This is a genomic window from Amycolatopsis regifaucium (assembly GCF_001613935.1).
In the GTDB taxonomy this organism is placed as follows: Bacteria; Actinomycetota; Actinomycetes; order Mycobacteriales; family Pseudonocardiaceae; genus Amycolatopsis; species Amycolatopsis regifaucium.
In genome coordinates this window covers 195,767-219,727 of sequence record NZ_LQCI01000051.1, presented here as the reverse complement: position 1 = coordinate 219,727, position 23,961 = coordinate 195,767, and the positions used below count along the sequence as shown (strand labels likewise).

Annotated in this window: 13 protein-coding genes and 1 pseudogene; 8 read left to right on the top strand and 6 right to left on the bottom strand. The window is 69.9% G+C overall.

Annotated elements, in window-relative coordinates; genetic code table 11:
* Positions 1-32 precede the first annotated feature (32 nt).
* The gene (locus AVL48_RS34955) at positions 33-512 is read left to right on the top strand and encodes an RrF2 family transcriptional regulator (protein ID WP_061985493.1); all 480 of its coding nucleotides are present in this window, start codon (positions 33-35) and stop codon (positions 510-512) included.
* Positions 513-810: 298 nt separating this feature from the next.
* On the opposite strand, the gene AVL48_RS34950 is transcribed toward AVL48_RS34955, so the two are convergent.
* A complete protein-coding gene (locus AVL48_RS34950; protein ID WP_061987580.1) occupies positions 811-2,103 on the bottom strand; it encodes an MFS transporter in 1,293 nt (430 codons plus the stop codon).
* A 68-nt stretch (positions 2,104-2,171) separates the two neighbouring features.
* On the opposite strand from AVL48_RS34950, the gene AVL48_RS34945 reads away from it, so the two are divergent.
* Complete coding sequence (locus tag AVL48_RS34945; RefSeq protein WP_061987582.1) at positions 2,172-3,122, top strand: Lrp/AsnC family transcriptional regulator; 951 nt, start codon at positions 2,172-2,174, stop codon at positions 3,120-3,122.
* Between the two features lie 2 nt (positions 3,123-3,124).
* Here AVL48_RS34945 and AVL48_RS34940 read toward each other — a convergent pair whose 3' ends face one another.
* Positions 3,125-3,925, bottom strand: a complete 801-nt coding sequence (locus AVL48_RS34940; RefSeq protein WP_061987584.1) for an NmrA family NAD(P)-binding protein — start codon at positions 3,923-3,925, stop codon at positions 3,125-3,127.
* A 255-nt stretch (positions 3,926-4,180) separates the two neighbouring features.
* Between AVL48_RS34940 and AVL48_RS34935 the strand changes: the two genes are divergently transcribed.
* Positions 4,181-6,757 (top strand): glycoside hydrolase family 3 protein, encoded by a 2,577-nt coding sequence (locus AVL48_RS34935; protein WP_061987586.1) that lies wholly within the window; start codon positions 4,181-4,183, stop codon positions 6,755-6,757.
* Between the two features lie 75 nt (positions 6,758-6,832).
* Here the strand turns inward: AVL48_RS34935 and AVL48_RS34930 are convergent, their stop codons facing one another.
* Positions 6,833-8,032 (bottom strand): oxygenase MpaB family protein, encoded by a 1,200-nt coding sequence (locus AVL48_RS34930; protein WP_061987588.1) that lies wholly within the window; start codon positions 8,030-8,032, stop codon positions 6,833-6,835.
* Between the two features lie 85 nt (positions 8,033-8,117).
* Between AVL48_RS34930 and AVL48_RS34925 the strand changes: the two genes are divergently transcribed.
* The gene (locus AVL48_RS34925) at positions 8,118-8,768 is read left to right on the top strand and encodes a TetR/AcrR family transcriptional regulator (protein ID WP_061987590.1); all 651 of its coding nucleotides are present in this window, start codon (positions 8,118-8,120) and stop codon (positions 8,766-8,768) included.
* Here AVL48_RS34925 and AVL48_RS34920 read toward each other — a convergent pair.
* Positions 8,731-9,396 (bottom strand): TetR/AcrR family transcriptional regulator C-terminal domain-containing protein, encoded by a 666-nt coding sequence (locus tag AVL48_RS34920; RefSeq protein ID WP_061987592.1) that lies wholly within the window; start codon positions 9,394-9,396, stop codon positions 8,731-8,733. The genes AVL48_RS34925 and AVL48_RS34920 overlap by 38 nt on opposite strands.
* Positions 9,397-9,478: 82 nt before the next feature.
* Between AVL48_RS34920 and AVL48_RS40390 the strand changes: the two are divergent.
* Positions 9,479-10,449: pseudogene (locus tag AVL48_RS40390) on the top strand (FAD-dependent monooxygenase); the annotation flags it as partial.
* Positions 10,450-10,530: 81 nt separating this feature from the next.
* Positions 10,531-10,902 carry an aromatic-ring hydroxylase C-terminal domain-containing protein gene (locus AVL48_RS40915; protein WP_425319912.1) on the top strand — a complete coding sequence of 124 codons (372 nt, stop codon included), beginning with the start codon at positions 10,531-10,533 and terminating at the stop codon, positions 10,900-10,902.
* Positions 10,903-11,418: 516 nt separating this feature from the next.
* Here AVL48_RS40915 and AVL48_RS34910 read toward each other — a convergent pair.
* A complete protein-coding gene (locus AVL48_RS34910; RefSeq protein WP_061987594.1) occupies positions 11,419-12,384 on the bottom strand; it encodes an aldo/keto reductase in 966 nt (321 codons plus the stop codon).
* A gap of 2 nt (positions 12,385-12,386) precedes the next feature.
* The gene (locus AVL48_RS34905) at positions 12,387-13,187 is read right to left on the bottom strand and encodes an SDR family oxidoreductase (protein WP_061987596.1); all 801 of its coding nucleotides are present in this window, start codon (positions 13,185-13,187) and stop codon (positions 12,387-12,389) included.
* Between the two features lie 302 nt (positions 13,188-13,489).
* Between AVL48_RS34905 and AVL48_RS34900 the strand changes: the two genes are divergently transcribed.
* Complete coding sequence (locus AVL48_RS34900; protein ID WP_061987597.1) at positions 13,490-19,843, top strand: type I polyketide synthase; 6,354 nt, start codon at positions 13,490-13,492, stop codon at positions 19,841-19,843.
* Complete coding sequence (locus tag AVL48_RS34895; RefSeq protein ID WP_061987599.1) at positions 19,837-23,892, top strand: beta-ketoacyl synthase N-terminal-like domain-containing protein; 4,056 nt, start codon at positions 19,837-19,839, stop codon at positions 23,890-23,892. The genes AVL48_RS34900 and AVL48_RS34895 overlap by 7 nt, the downstream gene beginning before the upstream one ends.
* The last annotated feature ends 69 nt before the right edge of the window (positions 23,893-23,961 follow it).

Here is a 23,961-nt window from a genome sequence, read left to right as displayed (position 1 = left end):
TCAAGAGGCGGGTTAGAGTCATCCGGGTGAAGATGTCCGGCGGGGTCGAGTGGGCGCTGCACTGCTGTGTCGTGCTGACCTCGGTCGACGAACCCGCGCCTGCCGCGCGTCTGGCGCAGCTACACGACGTCTCCCCGAGCTACCTAGCGAAGCAGCTTCAAGCGCTTTCCCGGGCCGACCTGATCCGCTCGGTACAGGGGAAGTCCGGTGGCTACGTCCTCACTCGACCGCCTTCGGAAATCACGGTGCTCGACGTCGTCGAGGCGATCGACGGACCCGGACCGGCCTTCATCTGCACCGAAATCCGGCAACGCGGACCGATGGCCACGCCGCCCGAAGCGTGTACGGCGCCGTGCGCCATCAGCCGCGCGATGGCCAACGCCGAGACGCAGTGGCGGGCGGCGTTGCGCGCGGTCTCCATCGCGGACCTGGCCGAAGACGTCCGGGGCGACTACGGTCCGGGCGCGCTCGCCGGGATCGGCGCGTGGTTCAAGGCCGCTGACGGCTATTGAGGGATAAGCCAAACGTGCCGTGGTGGGTCGGCTTGGTCGTGAGTGGCGATTCGGGTTAGAGCGAACCCTCTCTTAGGTACCTACTCGTCACCTGCGNNAGGACCTGCAGTTGTGCACTTACGCCTGCCCTGCCCGAGGGTGGTTCCGCTGGCACCGCCGCGCCCCACACCAGTGGGTGACCAAATTCAGTCTCTGAAGGAGTCCTTCACGGTCAGGCGGCTACCGGGCTCACCCGCCGTAGGTACCTGAAACACCCTTGGCTAGAACTCGAATCGCCACTCACGACCACCGGCAGCGTCTACGCGGCAGAAGTTCGGTACATCAGCGCGGTGGTCGCCATGGTCGCGAGCACCAGCGCCGCCGCCAGCCAGAACGGCCGCGTCAGTGAGTGTCCCTGCAGGAAGACGGTGCCGAGGACGGCGACGCCGAGCGTCGCGCCCAGTTGCTGCACCGCGTTCAGCAGTCCCGCCGCCGAACCGGTCTCATGTGGACGGACCCTCGACAGTGCCGTCGTGAAGAACGGCACCGTGAACAGTCCCAGTCCGAGGCCGCCGACCCCGAGTGCGAGCGGCAACGGACCCGTCATCCCCAGCAGGATCCCGGCGAGCAACAACGCCAGGCCCGCGAACGCCACGCGTGACCCGTGACGGGGGACGAGCCATCGGCCCGCCGCCCACGACGACACCGCCAGCCCGCCCGACCACGGCAGCAGGGTCAGGCCGGACGCCAGCACACTCCGGCCTTCGTCGAGTTGCTGATGCAGGACGACCACGAGCATCAGCCCGTTCATCACCGCGAAGAACAACGTCGAGGTCACCAGCGCCGCCGGGAAGCCGCGGTGGCCGAACAGGCTCGGCTCGACGAGCGGATGCCGCCGCGCCCGCTGATGGAACCCGAACACCACCAGCACGGCGACGCCGCCGGTGAACAGCGCCCAGTTCCACCGGTCGATCAGCGGATACACCATCAGCCCGGTACCGAGCGAGGCGAGGGCCGTGCCCTGCAGGTCCAAGCGGACCCCGTGCGCGACGCGGTCTTCCGGCAGCAGCCTGCCCGCCGCGAGCACCGCGATCGAGATCGGCACGTTCACCAGGAACGCCGCTCGCCAGGTCGACAGCTCCGTCAACGCGGCGCCGAGCAGCGGCCCGCTCACCGCCGAAAGGCCGACCACCGGCCCGTTCCAGCCGAGTGCCGCGGCCAGCGCCGGGCCGGTGTACAGCGTTTTGATCAGCCCGATGGTCTGCGGGATCACCAGGGCCGCCGCCGCGCCCTGCACCGCCCGCGCGGCGATCAGCACGGCGGTGTCCGGTGCGAGCGCGCAGCAAAGCGACGCGAAGGCGAACGCGGCGACACCGGACAGGAAGATCCGGCGGCGGCCGAAGAGGTCACCGAGCCTGCCGCCGGCGATCAGGAGTACCGCGAACGGGAGGGTGTACGCGGCGCCGAACCACTGGATGGTCGACGCGGGACCGCCGAGGTCGGCGTGGATCGCCGGACCGGCGACCTGCGTGATCGTCGCGTCCAGCACGTTCATCGCCTCGGCCGCGAGCAGGATGGCGAGCGGGACCGGGCTGGTTTTGGTTTCTTGCATGACCGCGATGCTCGGGCGAACGCTAGGCTTCGTTCCACGAATTCGGCGGCGAATGGACGAAATCTTCCATGCTTGACGAGATCGACCGCGGTTTGATCCATGCGCTGCACCTCGACGGCCGGGCGCCGTTCAGCCGTATCGGCGTCGTGCTGGGCGTGTCCACGCAGACCGTCGCGCGTCGCTACCAGCGGCTTCGCTCCGAAGCCGGGTTGCGGGTGGTGGGCCTGCCCGATCCCGGCAGGGCAGGGTTGACCCAGTGGATCGTGCGGCTCACCGCCCAGCCCGCCACGGCACGGACGCTCGCCCGTTCGCTGGCCAAGCGGCCGGACACGTCCTGGGTCAAGCTGACGTCGGGCGGTACGGAGATCGTCGCGATCGCGCAGACGCCGACGGATTCGCCGAGCGCGATGCTGCTGCACGACATCCCGCGCACCGCGACCGTCACGGCGGTGTCCGCCCATCTCATGCTGCACACCTATCTCGGCGGCCCGGCGGCTTGGCACGGACGGTTGGCCGCACTGACCGAGGAACAACAAGAAGCGTTACGGGTAAAGGAAACCGCCGTCGATCAGGGTCCGCTGACCCCGGCGGACCACGCCCTGATCGACGTGCTCCGCCACGACGGCCGGATGAGCGTCACGCAGCTCGCCGTCGCGACCGGACTGGCGCCGTCGACCGTGACCCGCCGCCTGGACGATCTTCGCGCGAGCGGTGCGCTCTTCTTCGACGTCGAGATCAACGCGGCCCTGTACGGCGTGACCACCCAGGCGTTCCTGTGGATGGCGATCGCACCGGCGGATCTGGACGAGGTCGCGACGACCCTGGCCGCCCACGAGGAGCTGGCGGTGGTCGCCGCCACGACCGGGCCGACCAATCTGATCGCGCAGGCGCTGTGTCCCGACCCCGCCGCGCTGCACCGCTACCTCACCCGGCGGCTCGGTGCGCAGCGCGCGATCCGCACGCTGCACACCGCTCCGGTGCTGGAGATCGTGAAGGCGGTCGGGCCGCTTCCGGCGTGAGTTCAGAACCGGTCGGCGTGTTCTGTGACCCACTGGGCGAAGGTGCGGGCCGGGCGGCCGGTCACCTTCTCGACCGTGCCGACCACGGTGCTCGCCTCCGCGGGCGGGTCGGCGTACCAGCCGATGACGTACTCGGCGTCTTCGCGGGAGACTCCGGTGGCCATCAGCCGGTCGATGGCCGCCTCATGGGGAAGCTCGGCGAACGTGATGTCCCTGCCGAGGGTTTTAGCGAGGACCGCGACCCGCTGACGCGGGGTCAGCACTTCCGGGCCGGTCAGGTCGTACGCCTGACCCGAATGGCCGTCTTCCAGCAGCGCGGTGACCGCGACGGCGGCGATGTCGGCCTCGTGCACGAGCGCGCTGGGGAAGTCGTAGGGCTCCCGGACCACACCGTCGCTGCGGATCGCGTCGATCCAGGTCAGCGTGTTGGACATGAACTCCTGAGGCTCCAGCCGCGTCCACTCCACCCCGGACTCGGCCATCGCCTGTTCCGTCGGGCCGACGTAGCCGCCCCACACCATGGTCATCCGGCGCACGCCGGCGTCCACGGCGCGGTTCACCAGTTCGGTGCCGACGTCGGCGAGCCCGGCCGTCGCGGTGATGTGCAGCCGCGTGACGCCCTCCAAGGCTTCGGTCAACGTTTCCGGCGCGGTGTGCGTGCCTTCCACCACTTCGACGCCTGCCGGTAGCCGGGCTCCGGCGGGATTCCTGGTGAGCGCCCGGACGCGTTCCCCGCGCCGGTGCAGTTCGGCCACCACCCGGCGGCCCGTGTTCCCGGTGGCTCCGGTTACCAAGACGGTCATGTTCGCTCTCCCTTCGTCTTCCGCGAAGGTAAAATCTCCAGCAATGTGGAGGTCAAGCGGCGTTTCACCGCTCGACGTCCGGGGGTGACATGTCAAGTCTTATTTTATGGCAGAAATTAACAGCGGCCGTACCGGTCCGAAACTCTTGACGCGCCCGTCCCCTCCGGTGAGGATCGGCCGGTCCCCGCCTCCCGCAGAATGGACCAGACCATGGCAAGACGTTCTCGTGCGCGCCGAAGTCCGCTTGTCGCCCTGATGAGCCTCGCCCTGCTCGGCGGCGCCGTGGCGGTGGCGCCGACGGCGGGTGCGGCCGAGCAGCCCGTGATCGGGAAGCCCGCGCTCGACCGGGACGGCTGCGCCCGGATCGAGAAGAGCCTCCCGACGCTCGCCGACTGGCCGAAGGTCGAGAGCCGGTTCAAGGGCAAGGCCGGTGACGAGCAGCGGATCGCCCAGCTCCTCAAGGGGATGACCCTCGAGGAGAAGGTCGGGCAGATGACCCAGCCCGAGATCGCCGCCATCACTCCCGACGAGGTCCGGCAGTACTCCATCGGCTCGGTCCTCAACGGCGGCGGCTCGTGGCCGAACCAGGACAAGCACGCGTCCCAGCAGGACTGGCTGAAGCTCGCCGACGCCTACTGGGACGCCGCCAAGAGCAGCCGGACCCGGACCCCGGTGATCTGGGGCATCGACGCCGTGCACGGCAACAACAACGTCTACGGCGCCACCGTCTTCCCGCACAACATCGGTCTCGGCGCGGCGCACGACCCGTGCCTGGTGCGCGACATCTCCGCGGCGACGGCCCGGCAGATCCGCGCTACCGGTCAGGACTGGGCGTTCGCGCCGACGCTGGCCGTCGTCAAGGACGACCGCTGGGGACGGACCTACGAAGGGTTCTCCGAGGATCCGCGGATCACCCGGGCGTACGGCTACGAGGCGATCAACGGTCTCCAGGACGGTTCGACCAAACGCATCGGCTACAACGGCGTGATCGGCACCGCCAAGCACTTCATCGGTGACGGCGGCACCCTCAAGGGACAGGACCAGGGAGTCAACCCGTCCTCCGAGGCCGAGATGATCAATGTCCACGGTCAGGGCTACTACGGCGCGCTCGCGGCGGGCTCGCAGACCGTGATGGTGTCGTTCAACAGCTGGACCAACGCCGAACTCGGGATCAACGAGGGCAAACTGCACGGCAGTGACAAGGCGCTGAACCAGATCCTGAAGGGCAAGATGGGCTTCGACGGCCTCGTCGTGTCCGACTGGAACGGCATCGGCCAGGTGCCCGGCTGCACCAACGCCTCGTGCCCGCAGGCGATCAACGCCGGCATCGACATCGTGATGGTCCCGCACGATTGGAAGGCGTTCATCGCCAACACCGTCGCGCAGGTGAACGGCGGCCAGATCCCGCTCTCGCGGATCGACGACGCGGTGACCCGCATCTTGCGCGTCAAGCTGCGCTCCGGACTGTACGAGTCGCAGAAGCCGTCCGAGCGCTCCTACGCCAACTCCGACGAAGCGCTGAAGGAGACCTGGCTGGCGCGTGACGCGGTCCGCTCGTCGCAGACGTTGTTGAAGAACAACGGAAACGTGCTGCCGCTGAAGCCGAAGTCGAAGGTGCTGGTGGTCGGCAAGAGCGCGGACAGCATCCAGAACCAGACCGGTGGCTGGACGCTGAGCTGGCAGGGGACCGGCAACACCAACGCCGACTTCCCGAACGCCACCTCGATCCTCGCCGGGCTCAAGCAGCAGCTGGGCGACGTCAACGTCACCTTCGACGAGAAGGGCGACACCGACCCGAAGGGCTACGACGCCGTCATCGCCGTCATCGGTGAGACCCCGTACGCGGAAGGCGTCGGCGACCTGACCCGTAAAACGCTCGAAGCCGCGAAGCTCTACCCCGAGGACCTGGCCGTGCTGGACAAGGTCCGCGGCAAGGGCGCTCCCGTCGTCACGGTCTACGTCGGCGGCCGCCCGCTGTACCTGAACAAGGAGATCAACCGCTCGGACGCGTTCGTGGCGGCTTGGCTGCCGGGTACCGAGGGCGGCGGCGTCGCCGATGTCCTCGTCAAGGGCGGATTCAAGGGCACCCTGCCGTACTCGTGGCCGAAGAGCGCCTGCCAGACACCGCTGAACGCGGGCTCGGCGGACTACGACCCGCTGTTCGAACTCGGTTACGGTCTCAAGACCGGGCAGCGGGTCACCATCGGGCAACTCGACGAGACGGCCGGCCCGGTGACGTGTGGTTCGACCGGTGGCGGCGGGACCGCGACCGAGGACCTCGAGCTGTTCAATCGGACGGATATCGCCCCGTACAAGGGTTTCATCGGTTCCGCGCAGAACTGGGGCGGCACCGAGATCGGCCCGGACGGCACCGCTTCGCACGCCGAGATCGCGGTCGTCCAGTCCGATGTGAACGTCCAGCAGGACGGCCTCAAGTCGACCTGGACCGGCGCCGGCCCTGCCCAGCTCTACTTCCAGAATCCGGCCGGCACCAACGATCTGCGCGGTTACCTCAACGCCGACGCGGCGCTGGAGTTCGACACCGTCGTGCATCAGGCGCCGGCCAACCGGACGGTGATCAGCATGCACTGCGTCTACCCGTGCTTCTCCGAGGTCAACGCGACCAAGCTGTTCACCGACCTGGCGGGCGCGCCGAAGTCGACGGTGAAGATCCCGGTGTCGTGCTTCGCGAACGGGTTGGACCTGGAGAACATCAACACGCCGTTCCTGGTGTACACCGACGGGCCGTTCTCGGCTTCGTTCGCGAACGTGCGGTGGGTGCCGAAGGGGGCTCAAGACCCCGACGCGAGGCCTTGCTCGAGTTTGAACTGACCCCGCGCGCGCCATGAAAGGTCCTTTCCTTGCAAATTTCGCAAGGAAAGGACCTTTCATGGCGTCGGGAGGTGCTCAGGAAGGGCGGTTCATGTCGGGGATCTCGATGTGCACCGGCCTGCCTTCCGAGAGCCACAGCCGGATGTACCTCCGGATCGCCTCGTCCAGCACCCAGGCGACCGGCGGCACCAGCGGCAGCGGGATGAGCTTCTCGTGGAACGCCACCAGCGCCGGGAAAGCGGTGCCGATCAGCGGGTCCCAGATCCGTTCGCGCGGGATGCCGTTCCACTCGGAGACCCGGTCGCCGACGATGTACCGGGCCAGCGCGTTGACCATCGGCCGGTCGGCGCCGCCGGGGCTGGTCTGCTCGGCGAGCATGTCGAGGAGGATGTCGGTGAGTTCGACGCCCTCGCGGGTCGGTCCCATCGCCGGGTCCAGCACCTGCGTGGACTGCGCGTACGCCGCCTCCCATGTCGAGGGCAGGTACTCGTCGCTGATCCCGAGCATGTGGCCGGTCACCTGCCAGCTGTGCAGGTAGGCGGCGGAATGCGCGGGGGAGACCGCGACGCGCCACTCGGTCAGTTTGCGCATCGTGTAGGTCGGCAGGGTGTGCCAGGTGACCAGCATGTCGTTCTGGCTGATCGGGATTCCCTGCTGCCAGTGCGGCGATTGCGGCAGCAGGTGCCGGACGGCGGCGTGCACCAGCCGGGTCTTCACCGCGGAGACGATCATCTGGCCGTCGGGCCGGTAGGCGTTGAGCGAACCGACGTCGTAGCCGAGCTTGGCCGTCTTCGCGACGCGGTCCTTCATGTCCGCGCCGCCCTTGGAGTAGTAGACCGCCCTGGCCTCGTTCGGGATGGCGGTGCTCAGCATCCCGCCGCCGAGGCCGTTCAGCAGGTTGACGAACCGCCCGCTGACCTTCATGAAATCCGCCGCCTTGTCCAATTTGGACTGATCGGCCCATGATGGCAGCGCTCGCGCGTGCTCGACGAACTCACGCAAATCCGGCGGTAGCCCGGACGGCGTCGGCTGGTCGTTCCTGGTCCAGGTCCGCAGCGCCTGGTTGACCTGCGCCACCTGTCCCCGGTCGAGGACCGCGGCGACCACCGGATCCGCCTCGGCGTCCCACACCCATTTCGGATCGGTGCCCGCCCCCGTCCCGGCCACCGAACCGCTCGGACTCCACGCCCAGGCGGGCTGGGCCAGCCCCATGGCCCCCAGAAGCGTCGCTCCGCCACTGACGATCAGCATCTTGCGTCGATTGAGTTCGGTCATGCGCCAGTACTCCTCCTTGAGTCCAGGACCTGCGGATTGATACTGTGATACAAGTAGTGCAACCGCGTATCTCAAGGAGAGCACAATCATCGCGAAGACGCCAGACCCGGATTCTCTGCTGGAGCGCGCGCTCACCGACGCGCTCGAACGCGCCGAAGAAGGCGACGAGATCGCGCTCCGGCTGCTCGACGCCGCCTACGAACAGTTCTGCCGGATGGGGATCCGCCGGTCCACCATGGAGGACGTCGCCCGCCGGGCAGGCGTCTCCCGGATCACCGCCTACCGCCGCTTCGCCACCAAGGACGCATTGGTCGAGCAGGTGGTGCGCCGCGAATTCCGGCGCTACTTCGACCAGTTCCTGATCGACATCCAGGACGCCGAATCGGCCGCGGACCGGGTCGTGCTCGGTTTCGCCAGCGCGCTGCGGGCGATCCGGCACAACCCGCTGATCGGCGGGCTGATGACCGTCGAGCCCGACGTGCTCGTTCCGTCGATGGTCAGCGACGGCGGGCACACCCTGGCGACGGTGCAGCGGTTCGTCGCGGGCCAGCTCCGCCGCGAGCAGCACGCCGGCCACGTCTCGGAGGACGTCGACGTCGAACTCGTCGCCGAACTGATGACGAGGGTCTCCGCCTCGTTCCTGGTCACCCCGAGCCACGTCATCGATCTCGACGACGACGAACAGGTCCGCGAAGTGGCTAGGCGGTTCCTTGTCCCGATGCTGCGGCCGAAGTGAGGCCGTCGATCAGGATGTCCAAGGCCCTGGCGAAGTCACGCTCCGGATCGACGGTCGCGAGCGCGGGCAGCGCGCGGCTGAAGTTCGGCAGGACCGCCGGGTCGATCCGCCGGAGATAGTGGTCCATCTGCTCCTGTTCGGCTTCGCCGCGTCGTTCCGTGGCGAACCCGGCGGTCGTCAGCAGCAGGGAACCGAACACGAGGCTGTTCAGCGCGCCCAACGTCTGGCGGACCCCGTCGTCGTCGAACCCGGCTTCGTACAGCGCGCCGACGAGGTCCTCGATCGGTTGCAGGGCGCGCAGCGAGTTCGGGGTGGCCTCGTCGGTGACCAGCGCCATCGGCACGACCGGATGCCGGGCGAGCGCGCGGTAGAGGTTGAGCACGGTGACCCGCACCCGGTCCGGCCAGGGAGCGGCGGGGTCGGCCCGTTCGATCCCGCGGTAGACGCGTTCCGCGATGCCGTCGAGGATGTCGGTCTTGTTCCGGACGTGGTTGTACAGCGCCATCGCTTCGACGCCGAGTGTCTTGGCGAGCTTGCGCATCGAGAGTCCCTTAAGGCCCTCTTCGGCGGCCAAGGCGAGCGCCGCGTCCAGGACCTTCCCCCGGTTCAACGGTTCTCTTCGCGTCATCTCGGCGCCCTTCGCTTGACAGGTTTACGGTGTATCTACCATATTTACGGCGTACATATACGCTGTAAATAACGGGGGTGTCGTGAACGACGTGATCATCGTGGGCGGGGGACCGGTCGGCCTGCTGCTGGCCGGTGAGCTTCGGCTGGCCGGAGCGGATCCGCTCGTACTGGAGGCGGCAGACGGGGCCATCCGCCGGAACCGGAGCTTCGGGTTACGCGGTCTCAACGGCCGGACCTCGCAGTCCTTGCGCATGCGCGGCCTGACCGAAGCATTGGTGAAGGCGCAGAGCGAGATGTTCGGCGTCGCCCGGGGGCTCGCGCGAATGATGGAAGGGAATCGGTCCAGGGGCCATTTTGCCGGCTTGCCGCTCATGGAAGACGAGATCCAGCCCGGAGCCGCGGCCGGGTTCGTGCTCAAACAGCCGTTGCTGGAACGGATTTTCCACGACTGGGCGGTCGGACTCGGTGTCCGGATCCGCACGGGCCACGAAGTCGTCGACGTCGTTCAGGAAGAATCGGCGGTCAGGGCCGTGCTCGCCGATGGCCGGGCTGAGCGGGCCGCCTATCTGGTGGGGTGCGACGGCGGCCGCAGTGTCGTGCGGAAGCGGTCCGGAATCGCGTTCCCCGGTACGGACGCGACGATGACCGGGCGGGTCGCCTCGGCCGAACTCGCCGATCCGGACCTGGTGAAGACGTCCATGCACGGCCCCGGTGGGCTGGTGCATCTGTCACCGGTGCCGGGCGAGATCTCGACCATCGAGTTCGACGGCGGACCGGGCGACCGGGACGCGCCGCTGACGGCCGAGGAGATGCAGGCGAGCATCAGGCGCACCGCCGGAGTCGATGTGACGGTCACCAGACTGGACGGCGGAATCCGCTTCAGTGACAACACCCGGCAGGCGGCCACCTATCGGCAGGGCGAGTGCTCTTGGCGGGCGACGCCGCGCATGTGCATTCGCCGATCGGCGGTCAGGGCTTGAACCTCGGCCTCCAGGACGCGATGAACCTCGGCTGGAAACTCGGTCTGGTGGTGCGGGGCGCGGCACCGGAGTCCTTATTGGACACTTACACCGCCGAACGGCACCCCGTCGGTGAGCGCGTGCTGCGCGACACCCGGGCCCAAGTCGCCCTGATGCGTCCCGGCCCGCAGGTGGCCGCGCTCCGCGAGGTACTGGCGGAGACCTTGGAGATTCCGGCGGCCAAACGGCACTTCATCGCGATGGGCAACGGTACCGACATCGACTACGCGCCGGACTCCGCCCATCCACTCGTCGGCCGGTTCGCCCCGCTGCAGCCGGTGGAGCGGGAAGGGCGTCCGCTCCTGATGGCGGGCTCTGAGAAGATCCGCGACGTCGTGACTGGCCACACCGATCGGGTCCGGGTCGTCGAGACGGCCGCCGATCCCGCCTTTTTGCTGCGGCCCGACGGGTACGTCGCGTGGGCGGCCTCGGACGGTGAGGTGGCCGGGTTGGCCGAGGCGCTGACGCTCGTTGCGGGGCCGTGAAGGCCTTCCTCCCTACGCTCAGGGTGGGGGAGCCACCAAAAGCGAGGTGCCCGATGAGGGTGATTGGCGACGGCCATGATGACACTGTCGTCGCAGGGCGCACGGGTCGTTCATGAAGGAATCTCCGACACCCAACGTCCCGATTCCCTCATGGACGCGGCGCCGAGCGTGAGAACGCTGTTCCCCAATGTCGCATGAGTGACGCTCAGCGTCACCCATGCGACATTGGGAGCCACCTTCGTGGACTTCCAGAGTTTGAGGATGCGGTGTGGGGTGGGCTGGGTTGGCGTGAGTGGGATTCGGGTGATTGAGGGGTAGGGCGAACGTGTCGGATTGACGAGCGTGAGACGTCACTCAGGGTGAGGGGTGGGTGGAAATAGGGACGTTCACTGTCTCTGTTTCCACACACCCCCTCACCTTTTCACGAGTCTGGCCGGTAATCGGACCCATCACGCGGGACTGTGTGGTTGCCTTACCACTCAATAACCCGAATCGCCACTCACGACATCGGCAGGCCTACCTGGTCGCGGGTGGTGACCAGGTCAGCCGCGGATCCGTCTGCACGAAGCTGCCCAGCAGCTGATCGATCTGGGTCAGCACGTCCAGCTCCAGCACCACCCTGGACGCCTTCGCGTTCTCGGTCACCTGTGCGGCGCTGCTGGCCCCGGTCACCACCGAAGCGACGGTGTTGTGCTGCAACGTCCACGCGATCGCCAGTTGCGCCATGGTCAGTCCGGCCTCATCGGCGACGCCGCGCAGCAGGCCGACACGTTCGATCAGCTCCGGAAGGAGCAACGGCCGGGCCTCGGGGGACTTCGCGGCCCGCGAGTCCGGCGGGATCTCGCCGGGCCGGTACTTGCCGGTCAGCACGCCCTGTGCGAGCGGGACCGACGCGAACTGGCCGATGCCCGCGCGTTCGCACACCGGCATCACCTGTGCCTCCGCGACCCGCCAGAGCATCGAGTAGTGCGGCTGGTTGGCGATGAGCGGGACACCGAGCCGGTCGGCGATCGGCTTGGCCTCCAGCAGCTGTTCGGCCGTCCATTCCGCCGTGCCCGCGTAGAGGATCTTCCCCTGTCGCACCAGATCCGACAGCGCGAGGAACGTCTCCTCCAGCGGGGTGCGGTAGTCGAACCGCAGCAACTGGTAGACGTCGATGTAGTCGGTGCGCAGGCGCCGGAGCGAACCGTGCAGCGACGTGGTCAGGTGTTTGCGGCTGAGACCGGCGTCGTTCACGCCAGGGCCCTCTGGCCAGAACACCCCGGTGCACAGCACGAGATCGTCGCGGCGCGTGGGGGTCAGTGCCGCCGCGAGGTTCTCTTCGGCGGCGCCGCCGTCCCAGGCCGCGGCGGTGTGGAAGGTCGTGACCCCGGCGTCGAGCGCGGCCTCGACGCACTCCGCGCCGTCGGGATGCGTGAGCCAGTTGCCGTAGGAGATCTCACTGACGGACAGCCCGCTCGCGCCGAGCCTGCGGTAGTCCATGCTCACCTCTTCAGCGCGCCGGTCTCGAGGATGGTGCGGTCGATCCATTCGTCGAGCCCCGCGGCTTTGCGCGCGTAGGTCTCCCGCACCGATTCATGCGGCAGGATCAGGAACTCCTCCGACGCCAGACCGTGTACGACGGACTCCGCGACGTCTTCCGGTTCCAGCAGTGGCGCCGCGGCGGCGATCGCCAGCGCGGCGGGGTGACCGGCGGCGATCCCCGGCTCCAGCAGCGCGGTCCGCACGCCGAGCGGGCACAGCGCGCTGACCCGCACACCACGCGGCCGGTAAGTGATGGCCAGCCATTCCGCGAGCCCGACGGCCGCGTGTTTGGTGACCGAGTACGGCGCGTCGCCGGGGGTGCCGAGCAGGCCCGCGCCCGAAGCCGTGATCAGCAGGTATCCATTACCGCGGCTCAACATCGCGGGCAGCGCGACCTGTGCCGCGTGCACATGCTGCATGACGTTGATCGCCCATGACCGCGTCCACTGTTCTTCCGCGGCGTGCACGCCGGTGCCGAAGGCGGCGCCGGCGTTGGAGCAGAACAGATCCACCGGACCGAACTCCGTGCGCGCCGCGGTGACCAGCGTCTTCAAGTCCTCTTTGGACGCCGCGTCGGCATGGCGGGCGATCGCGGCACCGCCCGAGGCCGTGATTTCGGCGACGACCTTCTCCGCCGCGTCGAGGTCGAGGTCGGAGACCACCACTCCGGCGGCGCCTTCGGCGGCGAACCGCCGGGCCATGGCGGCGCCGATACCGTGCGCCGCGCCGGTCAGCACGACGACTCGTCCTGTCAGTTCCACATGCGCTCCATGGCTATTAGTTCTGCTGTCGATGACAATTCTTCTGTTTTGTGATGGCGGTGAGCAATGCGGCGCCGAAATCTGGAGTCGAGGTGATAAAAGTGCAGGTCAGAGGCTCGTTCTGACCATGTCGACTTATTTGTTTCCGGCGCCGGACTTTAGCATGCGATCTCTTGTTTTCCGAGTTCTGATGCGAGAGTATTGCGCTCTCTGCGGCAAGTAGGTTATTTCTTGGGAATCCCGCTGAAGATCGCCGAACCCGGCGAGGTTCGACCCAGCCAAGCCGAACAGGAGGTCCGCCGGTGAGTGATGCGACGGCGCGCACGCGGGTACTCGGCGTCAATCCGCTCGAACGGCCGGATGCCGGGTTGGCCGCCGCCGTCGCCAGGGGTGGCGGGCTCGGCGTCCTTGACCTCGGCCCGACCGGGTCCATAGTGGACAGAGGATTTCCGTTCGGGGTCCGGATCCCGGCGGGCCGCCGCGTGCGCCCGGAAGAGGTGCGGGAAAGCGGCGCGGAGCTCGTCCTGCTGACCGAAGGGACAGTTTGGCAGGGCACGGTCGAGGTTCCCGTGCTGGCCGAGGTGACCGGCGTCGAACAGGCCATCCGGATGCTCGGCGCCGGCGCTTCCGGTCTGGTCGCCAAGGGCGCCGAAGCCGGCGGCTCGGATCTCACCACGTTCGTCCTCCTGCAGCGCCTGCTGGAGCGGTTCGGCGATGAAGTCCCGGTGTGGGCGTACGGCGGCATCGGGGCGCGGACGGCGGTGGCCGCGGTCGCCGGTGGCGCGGCCGGGGTGGTGCTCGACGGGCTCGGCCTGTTCCCGGAAGCCGACCTGCCCTCGGCGGCGCGCCTCGAACTGGCCAGGGCCGACGACGGGCTCGCGGCGCTGTTCGCGAACCGGTTCGAGGACGCGGAAAGCGCTGTCCGATCGGTCGTGCGTTCGCTCGCCAGGCCACCGTCGGCGAACCCCGCGGAGCAGGGTGCTCGACTGCGCCGGACGCTGGGGACCGGCCTCCCGGTCGTACAGGGGCCGATGACGCGGGTGAGCGACCAGCCCGGTTTCGCCGCCGCCGTCGCCGCGCACGACGGGTTCCCGTTCGTCGCGGTGGCGACCGCGAACGGCGCGAAGACCACCGAACTGCTCGGCCGCACCGCCGAGGCACTCGGTGACCGGCCATGGGGAGCGGGCATCCTCGGCTTCGTCCCGGAGGCCCTGCGCGCCGAACAACTCGCGGCGATCCGGGCCGCGCGCCCGCGCTGCGTGCTGATCGCGGGCGGGAAACCCGCACAGGCCAAGGCGCTGGAAGCCGACGGGATCGCGACCTTCCTCCACGTGCCGTCGCCGATCCTGTTGAGGCAGTTCCTCGACGCCGGGGTCCGCCGGTTCGTCTTCGAGGGCGCCGAGTGCGGCGGGCATGTCGGCCCGCGGTCGAGTTTCGTGCTGTGGGAGCAGCAGCTGGACGTCTTGCGCGAACACGGCGCCGACGACGTCGAGGTGCTGTTCGCGGGTGGCGTGCACGACGCCAGGTCCGCCGCCATGGTCGCCGCGATGGCGGAACCGGTGAAAGGCGGCGGGATCGGTGTCCTGATGGGCACCGCGTACCTGTTCACCGAGGAAGCCGTGACGCACGGCGCCATCACCGGCGTCTTCCAGGACCGGGTGCTCGACGCCGGGTCCACGGTCACCCTGGAGACCGCGCCCGGCCATCTCACCCGCTGCCTGCCCAGCCCGTACACCGAGGAATTCGCCGCGTTGAAGGCCGGGCTCCGCGCGGCCGGGATCCCGCCGCAGGAGGCATGGCAACGGCTGGAAGAGCTGAACGCCGGGCGGCTGCGGATCGCCAGCAAGGGGATCCGGCGTGAAGGCGATGCCCTGGTCGAGGTCGACGCGCTCGGTCAGCGCGCCGAGGGGATGTACATGGCGGGCCAGGTCACGGTCCTGCGGGAAGAGCGCACCGACATCGCCACCCTGCACCGTGAAGTCACCGAAGGCGCGACGCAACTGCTCGCGGTACGCGCACCCGCCGATGAGTCCATTGTGGACGATGACATCGCCATCGTCGGCATGGCGTGTGTGTTCCCCGGCGCGCCCGATCTCCCGGCGTTCTGGTCCAACATCCTGCGTGGCGCGGATGCTGTCACCGAGGTGCCGGACCAACGCTGGGACAAAGAGGTCTACGCCGGTCAGTCGACGTCGAAGTGGGGCGGCTTCCTGCCGCCGGTGGACTTCGACCCGCTCTCCTACGGCATCCCGCCGACGTCGATGGGCAGTATCGACCCGGCGCAGCTGGTGTCGCTGCGGACGGCGCGGCGCGCCCTCGAAGACGCAGGCTATGGCGACGGCGGCTTCGATCGCGAGCGCACCAGTGTCATCTTCGGCGCCGAAGCCGGGGGAGACCTGGCGAACGCCGGGGTCCTGCGCGCGCTGTTGCCGAGTTATCTCGAAGAAGTCCCGGAGGAGTTGCTCTCCCAGTTGCCGGAGCTGACCGAGGACTCGTTCCCCGGCACGCTCGCCAATGTCATCTCCGGGCGGATCGCCAACCGGCTCGACCTCGGCGGCACCAACTACACCGTGGACGCCGCGTGCGGATCGTCGCTGGCGGCGCTGGACCTCGCGGTGAAGGAACTGCGGGCGGGCACCAGCGAGATGGTCCTGTGCGGTGCGGTCGACCTGCACAACGGCATCAACGACTACCTCATGTTCACCTCCGCGGGCGCGTTGTCGCCGACCGGGCGGTGCCGCCCGTTCGACGCGGCGGCCGACGGGATCGCGCTCGGCGAGGGCGTCGCTTGCCTCGTGCTCAAGCGGCGGGCCGACGCCGAACGCGACGGCGACCGGGTCTACGCCGTGGTCAAGGGCGTCGGCGCGGCCAGCGACGGAAAGGCTCTCGGTCTCACCGCGCCCCGGCCCGAGGGGCAGCGCCGGGCGCTCGAACGGGCCTACCGCGACGCCGGGGTCTCGCCGGCCGACGTCTCGCTGGTCGAGGCGCACGGCACCGGCACGGTCGTCGGCGACGCCACCGAACTGACCACGCTCACCGAGTTCTTCCTCGACGCCGGTGCCGGGCCGGGCACGTGCGCGCTGGGTTCGGTGAAGAGCCAGATCGGGCACACGAAATGCGCCGCGGGGCTGGCGGGGCTGATGAAGGCGGCGCTGGCGCTGTGGCAGGAGATCGTGCCGCCCACGCTGCACTTGAGCAGTCCGAACCCCGCCTGGGACGCCAAGAGCAGTCCCTTCACCTTCTCCACCGGCGCCCGGCCGTCGCCGGTCCCGCGCGGCCGTGAGTTCGCCGGAGTGAGCGCGTTCGGGTTCGGTGGGACCAATTTCCACGCGGTGCTGGCGGCCCCGGGGGTACCGCCCGACCGGCGGCACGGGCCCCGCGACTGGGACACGGAGCTCGTCCTGCTCCGGGGCTCCGATGTGGACAGTGCCCGCGCCGCGCTGCGGGACCTGCTGGCGGCGAACGAAGGTCGTCCGCTGCGGGAGATCGCCGCGCTCGCCGCCGAGCGGGACGGCTCCGGGCCGGTGCGGCTCGCGGTCGTCGCGAGTGACCTCGCGGACCTGCGGGAGGCCGCCGAGGACAGGGGCGGGCTCACCGCCGACGGCACCGACGCCGGCGCGGTCGCGTTCCTGTTCCCCGGACAGGGCAGTCAGCGGACCGGCATGCTGGCGGAGCTGTTCGTGCACTTCCCGGAGCTGGCCGACGTGCTGCGGCTCGCTCCCGACGTCGCCGCGACCACGTTCCCGCCTCGTGCTTTCGGCGAGGAGATCCGGGCGGCGCAGGACGAGGCGCTCAAGGACACGCGCGTGGCGCAACCCGCGCTCGGGCTCGTCGAATCGGCCGTCTGCCGTCTGCTCGCCGACCTCGGTGTCCGGCCGGATCTGCTGGCCGGGCACAGCTACGGTGAGCTGGCCGCGTTGTCGGTCGCCGGTGCCTTCGACACCCCGACCCTGGTGGCGCTCAGCCGGGCCAGGGCCCGCTCGATCGCCGAGGTCGCCGGTGCCGATCCCGGGACGATGGCCGCGGTGAAGGCGTCCCGTGAAGAACTGGCCCCCGTTCTCGACAGCGCCGATGTCGTGCTGGCCAACCACAACGCACCCGCGCAGACCGTCCTTTCCGGACCGACGGCCGCGGTCGAAGACGCCGTCCGCGAGCTGCGGGAGCGAGGGATCGCGGCCAAACGGATCCCCGTCGCGTGCGCCTTCCACAGTCCGCTGGTGGCCGGGGCGAGCGACGTGTTCGCCGTCGACCTCGACAACGCCGAGATCGGCGATCCCGCCTTGCCGGTGTGGTCGAACCGCACCGCCGGGCCATACGAGCCCGGAAAGGCGCGCACCGAACTGGCCGCGCAGATCGGTGCGCCGGTGCGGTTCGTCGAGCTGATCGAGGGCATGTACGCCGCGGGAGCGCGCACGTTCGTCGAGGCGGGCCCTGGACAGGTGCTTTCCCGGCTGGCCAAGGAAATCCTCGGTGACCGGCCGCACACCGTGGTCGCGTGTGATCCCGGCGGCCCCGGTCTGCGCGGGTTCCTCACCGCGCTCGCGCGGCTGGCGCTCACCGGCGTCGACGTCCGCACCGAGCGGCTCTTCCGCGGCCGGGTCCGCGTCGGACCGCTTCCCAAGCCTGCTTGGACCGTGGACGGCCAGACCGTCCGCGCGCCCGGCGGCGAGGTCCCCGCCCATGGGCTCGTGCCCGCCCGACGAATCCCGAGGACGACCATGAACCAGCCCGCGCCCGGTCGTGACCAGGCCGTCGTCGAATTCCTCCGCACCAGCCGCGAGCTGCTGGCGGCGCAACGGGACGTGATGCTGGGATACCTCGGCACCGCGCCACTTCCCGCGGCCCCCGTCGTGCAGGTGCCGCCGACCGTGGAGCTGCCTGCCGCGCACCTGTCCGTCGGGCCACCGCCCGTCGCGTCGGTGCCCGCCGTCGCCGCGGAACCCGTGGCCGAGGCACCGGCGCCCGCCGCGGGAAGCGACGTTCTCGCCACCGTGATCGGCGCGATCAGTGAACGTACCGGCTATCCGGCCGAGATGATCGACGCCGATCTCGACCTCGAAGCGGATCTTTCCATCGACTCCATCAAACGCACCGAAATCGCGGGCTCGCTGCTGGCGAAGCTCGGCCTCTCCGGACGGGTGCACGACGACGCCCAGGATCAGCTCAGCCGCGACCGGACGGCGAGCGCGCTGGCCGCGCGGCTGCGGAAGTGGCTCGAACCCTCGGCGACGGCAACCGTGGCGACGGCACCCGCCGAGTCCCCGCTGGGTCGCGCGCCGGGCCGGTACCTGCTGAGCAGGGTGCCCGCGCCGCTCGATACGCCCGATCTCGCCAAGGTCGACGGCAAGACGATCGCGGTGAGCTTCGACCCCGGCCAGGAGGAGCTGGCCGAGTCGGTCCGCACGGTGTTCGCCGAGGCGGGTGCGACGGCGGGGGTGCGGGACGTGGCCGACGTCGTCATCGTGCTGAACCCGTTGTCGGACGCCGAGGAACCGGTCGCCGCGCAGGTGTTCGGACTGCTCAAGGAAGCCAAAGGCGCGGTGGTCGTGGTGGCTCGTCCGGGGGCGGGGCACACCGCCGGACTGCGCGGCCTGGTCCGCGCCGCGGCGAGGGAACGGACCAAGCCGACCAGACTGGTCGAACTGGAGTCCACAGTGGACCTCGCGCGGATAGTGCTGGAGGAGGTGATCGCCGAGGGCCCGGCCGCCGTGCGGTACGACACCGCCGGTCGCGCCGCTTTCGAACCGTCGGCGGGATCCCTCGGCTCTCTCGCCTACGCGGGCGCGGGCCCGGACGGCGGGGAGATCAAGGCGCTCGGGCTCGGGCCGGAGTCGGTGCTGCTGCTGATCGGCGGTGCTCGCGGGATCACCGCGCGGGCGGCGGTCGCGCTGGCGGCGAGCGGATGCCGGATCGAACTGGCCGGGCGCACGCCGTGGCCCGCGGAACCCGGTGACGAGGACCTGCCCGGTGACGCTCAGGGAATGCGTTCGGTGTTGGCCGCGCGCGGTGGTTCGCTGGCCGACATCGAACGCCGGGTGCGTACCGTGCTGGCCCAGCGCGAGATCACCAGGACACTCGACCAGATCGGCGCGGCCGGCGGTATCGCGGCCTACCGGTCGCTGGACGTCCGCGACGGCACCGCCGTCCGGCAGCTGGTCAAGGATCTGCACACGCGATACGGCCGGATCGACGGTGTCGTGCACGCGGCCGGAGTGATCGACGACAAGCTCATGGCGGACAAGGACGAGCACTCCTTCCGCACGGTCTACGGGACCAAGGTGGACGGTGCGCGGGCTTTGCTCGACGCGCTGGAGCACTTCGGCGTGCGGCCCGGATTCGTCACGTTCTTCGGCAGTATCGCCGCGGTGCTGGGCAACCGCGGTCAGACCGACTACGCGGCGGCGAACGACGCGCTGGAGACTCTCGGCGAGCAGTGGGCGGAGCGTACCGGCTGCCGCGCGCTGACCGTCCATTGGGGACCTTGGGCACCTTCGGACGACCATGCCGGCATGGTGTCGCCGGAACTCGCCCGTGAGTACGAACGGCGGGAGGTCGCGTTGATCGACCCGGAGGAGGGCACCGCCGCGTTGTTGCGTGAGCTGGCCTACGGTCCGGCCGACGTGCGCTCAGTGCTGTACACGGCATCACTATGGTGAACCAGGAGCCGGTCGCGATCGTCGGGATGGGCGTCTTCCTCCCCGGTGCGTCCACTGTGGACCAATACTGGCAGAACATCGTTTCCGGGACCGACGCGATCACCGAGATCCCGCCGCATCGCTGGGACCCGAGCTTCCACGCTCGCGACGGCAGCACTCCCGACCGCACCTACGGGCGGCGCGGCGGATTCGTCGCGGACGACCTCGAGTTCGACGTGACGGCGCTCGGTATCGCGCCCAGTTCCCTGGCCGGGATGGAACCCGACCAGCTGGTCGCACTGGCCGTGGCCGCTTCCGCCGTCGACGACGCCGGTGGCCTGCGGCGGCTGGGCGACCTGGAACGGGTCGGCGTGATCCTCGGCAGGGGCGGCTATCTCTCGCCCGGTCTGCAGCGGTTCGACCAGCGGGTCCGGTCGGTCCGCCAGCTCACCGGCGCCGTGCGGGAACTCCTCCCGTCGACCAGTCCGGAGCTGCTCGACAGGCTCCGGAACGCGTTGCTGGAACCACTCGGCGAGTTCCGCCCCGACGCCGCGATCGGGCTGGTGCCGAACCTCGCCGCGTCGCGGGTGGCCAACCGGCTGGACTTCGGCGGCCCCGCGTACACCGTGGACGCCGCCTGCGCCTCGTCACTGCTGGCCGTGGATCAGGCGATCGGCGAACTCGCCCGGCGCCGGTGCGACGTCGTGCTGGCCGGCGGGGTGCACCACTGCCACGACGACACGCTCTGGTCGATGTTCACCCAGCTCGGCGCCCTGTCCCCGAGCCAGCGGATCAGCCCCTTCTCCCGCGACGCGGACGGCCTGCTGATCGGCGAGGGCACCGCGATCGTCGTGCTGAAACGGTTCTACGACGCGCGCCGCGACGGCGATCGGGTCTACGCGGTGCTGCGCGGCTCCGGCACGTCGAGTGACGGCAAGGCCGCGAGCCTGCTCAGCCCGGCCGTGACGGGCCAGATCCTGGCGTTGCGCCGGGCGTGGGCGTCGGCGGGGCTCGATCCCACCGCGCCTGGCGCGCTCGGCCTGCTGGAGGCGCACGGCACCGCGACCCCGGCCGGGGACGCGGCCGAACTGGCCACCCTCGCCGAGGTGTTCGGCCCGCCGGAAGGGCCTCGCGCCGCGATCGGAGCGGTCAAGGCGATGATCGGGCACACCATGCCTGCCGCCGGGGCCGCCGGGCTGGTCAAGGCCGCGCTCGCGCTGCACCACGCGGTCCTGCCGCCGACCCTGAACTGTGCCGATCCGAGTCCGCTGCTGGACAAGACCCGGTTCCGCACCTTGACCCGGGCCGAGCGGTGGTTCGCCGGTGACGTGCCACGCCGGGCGGCGGTCAACGCCTTCGGTTTCGGCGGCGTCAACGCGCACGTGGTGCTGGAGGAGGCCGATCCGGCGCCCGCCCGGCCGCGGCGGACGAAGGTGTCCGAAGAACCCGAGCGAGTGCTGCTGCTCGCGGCGTCCACTCCGGACGAACTGCGCGTCCTGCTCGACCGGCCGGATCCGCGATCCGGAGGTGAGGGCCCATGCCGCATCGGGATCGTCGGACCGACCGAGAAGCGGCTGGAAGTCGCGCGGAGGGTGCTCGCGAAGGTCGCGGCCGGGGGCAAGGCCTGGCACGGGCCCAGCGACATCTGGTGCACCACGGCGCCGTTGCTGGAGCAGGACGGCGCGAAGACCGTGTTCGTCTACCCGGGTCTGGAGGCGGACGCGGAACCACGGTGCGCCGACGTCGCCCGGCATTTCGGCCTGGAGCGACCGGAGTGGTCGACGACGAGCGTGCTGGCCCGCGCGTCGAGTGTGTCGCAGGTCGGGCTGTTGCTGGACACCGCGTTGCGGCGGCTCGCCATCAGCCCGGACGCGCTCGCCGGGCACAGTGTCGGCGAGTGGACCGCGATGCAGGCCGCGGGGATGTATCCCGGTCAGTCCACCAAGGACATGCTGAGCCGGTACTGGCCGCAGGGTTTCACTCTGCCCGACGCCGAATTCCTGGTACTCGGCTGCTCCGCGGGCCGGGCGGCCGACCTGCTCGGCGCCGAGCCGGAACTGATGATCTCGCACGAGAACGCGCCGCGGCAGACGATCGTCTGCGGCGATCCCGCGGCCGCGGCCCGGCTCGCCAAACTGTGTACGCAGCACGGCGTCGTGGCCAGGACCTTGCCGTTCCGATCCGGGTTCCACACCCCGCTCATGCGGTCCCGGCTCGGGCCGTTCACCCGCCTCGCGGCGGAACTGGACCTGAAAAAGCCGCGAGTCCCGGTCTGGTCGGCGACCACCGCGCGGCCCTATCCCGCGGATCCGGTGGAGGTCCGCGAGCTGTACCTGGCCCATCTGGTGCGCAAGGTCCGGTTCCGGGAGCTCGTCGACGCGCTCTATGCCGACGGCGCCCGCGTCTTCGTGCAGGCGGGCGCCGGTCAGGTCGGCTCGTTCGTGGCCGACACGCTGGGAGAACGCCCGCATCTGGTCGTCGCGGCGTCGTCCGGCACCCGGCCCGGTCTCGCCCAGCTGCGCCGGGTCGCCACCGCGGTCTGGGTCGAGGGCGGACGGCCCGCGTTCGACGTCCTGGAGCCACGCCGGACCCGGATCGACACCGCGGGCACGCTGCTCTCGGTCACCGACGACGTCAAGGGCATGTTCGAAGGCGCAGGCGAGATTCCCGAGCTGACCGACGGCGTGCCGGAGGCGATCGTCGCGGAGTTCACCGCGCTGCTCGCCGAGACCAGGCAGGCGGCGGCGAGCGTCGTCAACGCGGCGAAACGGCGGGAAGAGCAGCGCACCGTACAGTCCACTGTGGACGTATCGGTGGTCACGATGCCGTATCTGGTGGACCACCGGTTCTTCCGCCAGCGTGACGGATGGCCGGAGGAGGCGGACTTCCGTCCCACCGTTCCCGCGACGACGCTGGTCGACCTGGCTTGCCGGGCGGCCGAACGCGCCTGGCCGGGAACGGTCGCGGCCGGCGTGAGCAACGCGGCGTTCTCGCGATGGCTGATCGCCGCCCCGGCGCGGCGCGTGCCGATGTCGATGACGCGCGAGGGCGACCGGATCAGTGTCCAAATCGGACCGCACGCCAGTATGGACGTCCACCTGGCGGCGCGTTACCCGGTGGCGCCCCGGCCGTCGTCCCTGCCGGGGCCGGAAACCGCGCCTCCGCTGAGCGCCGCCGAGATCTACTCGCGCCGCGAAATGTTCCACGGTCCCTCCTACCAAGGACTCGTCCGGTTGATCGGGCTCGGGGAACGGCATATCCGCGGCGACCTCGTCGTGCCGTCGGCGCCCGGTGCGCTGCTGGACAACGTCGGCCAGCTGCTGGGCTGCTGGCTGATGGCGACGAAGGCGGACGCGCTGCTGGCGTTCCCGACGTCGATGGGCCGCATCACCTGGTACGGACCCGAACCGGCGCCGGGCACCTCGCTGCGGTGCGTGGTCCGGGTGCGGCTGCCGAGGCCGGAGGTGCTGGAGATGGACGCCGAACTGGTGCGGGACGGCACCGTGCTGGCGCGGATCGAGCAGTGGCGGGACATCCGGTTCCCCTGTGACCGGCCCGCGCACCGGGTCTACGCCTTCCCGGACCGGCACCGGCTTTCCGAGGACCATCACGGTGCCTGGACGCTGGTGACCGATCGCTGGCCGAGCCCGGCCGCACGCGACATCTACGCCGGCATCTACCTCGGCGCCGAGGAACGCGCCGAGTTCGCCGCCTGTGAGCCCCGACGGCAGCGTGGCTGGCTGCTGGAACGGATCGCGATCAAGGACGCGGTCCGCGCGCGGCTCGCCGAGGACGGTGTCGAAGGGGTTTACCCGGCGGAGATCCGCGTGAGCGCGGACGGGACCACGGTGACCGGACAGCACGGCAGGACGTTGCCGGAGTTCGCCGTGGCCGTCGCCCTCGCGAAGTCCGGGGACCTCGCGGTCGCCCTGGTTCGCGAAGCGTCGGCGTCGCCGCCCCGGATCGCGGTCCGTGCCGAGGGTGATCTGGCCGGGCTGGGCGAGGAGATCGGTACCGGGGTGGAGTTCGCAGGGATACCGGGGCACGTGGTGGCCTGGAACCGCGGGTGAGCCAGTGGGCGGAGCTGAGATGTCCCCGAAGAAAGGACCAGACGCGTGAACCCGCCCTGGCCGAAGACC

Bases quoted from the DNA above. Each gene is read 5' to 3' on its own strand.
- AVL48_RS34955 (WP_061985493.1), top strand. From the start codon at position 33: ATGTCCGGCGGGGTCGAGTGGGCGCTGCACTGCTGTGTCGTGCTGACC.
- AVL48_RS34950 (WP_061987580.1), bottom strand. From the start codon at position 2,103: ATGCAAGAAACCAAAACCAGCCCGGTCCCGCTCGCCATCCTGCTCGCG.
- AVL48_RS34945 (WP_061987582.1), top strand. From the start codon at position 2,172: ATGCTTGACGAGATCGACCGCGGTTTGATCCATGCGCTGCACCTCGAC.
- AVL48_RS34940 (WP_061987584.1), bottom strand. From the start codon at position 3,925: ATGACCGTCTTGGTAACCGGAGCCACCGGGAACACGGGCCGCCGGGTG.
- AVL48_RS34935 (WP_061987586.1), top strand. From the start codon at position 4,181: ATGAGCCTCGCCCTGCTCGGCGGCGCCGTGGCGGTGGCGCCGACGGCG.
- AVL48_RS34930 (WP_061987588.1), bottom strand. From the start codon at position 8,032: ATGACCGAACTCAATCGACGCAAGATGCTGATCGTCAGTGGCGGAGCG.
- AVL48_RS34920 (WP_061987592.1), bottom strand. From the start codon at position 9,396: ATGACGCGAAGAGAACCGTTGAACCGGGGGAAGGTCCTGGACGCGGCG.
- AVL48_RS40915 (WP_425319912.1), top strand. From the start codon at position 10,531: ATGCGTCCCGGCCCGCAGGTGGCCGCGCTCCGCGAGGTACTGGCGGAG.
- AVL48_RS34910 (WP_061987594.1), bottom strand. From the start codon at position 12,384: ATGGACTACCGCAGGCTCGGCGCGAGCGGGCTGTCCGTCAGTGAGATC.
- AVL48_RS34895 (WP_061987599.1), top strand. From the start codon at position 19,837: ATGGTGAACCAGGAGCCGGTCGCGATCGTCGGGATGGGCGTCTTCCTC.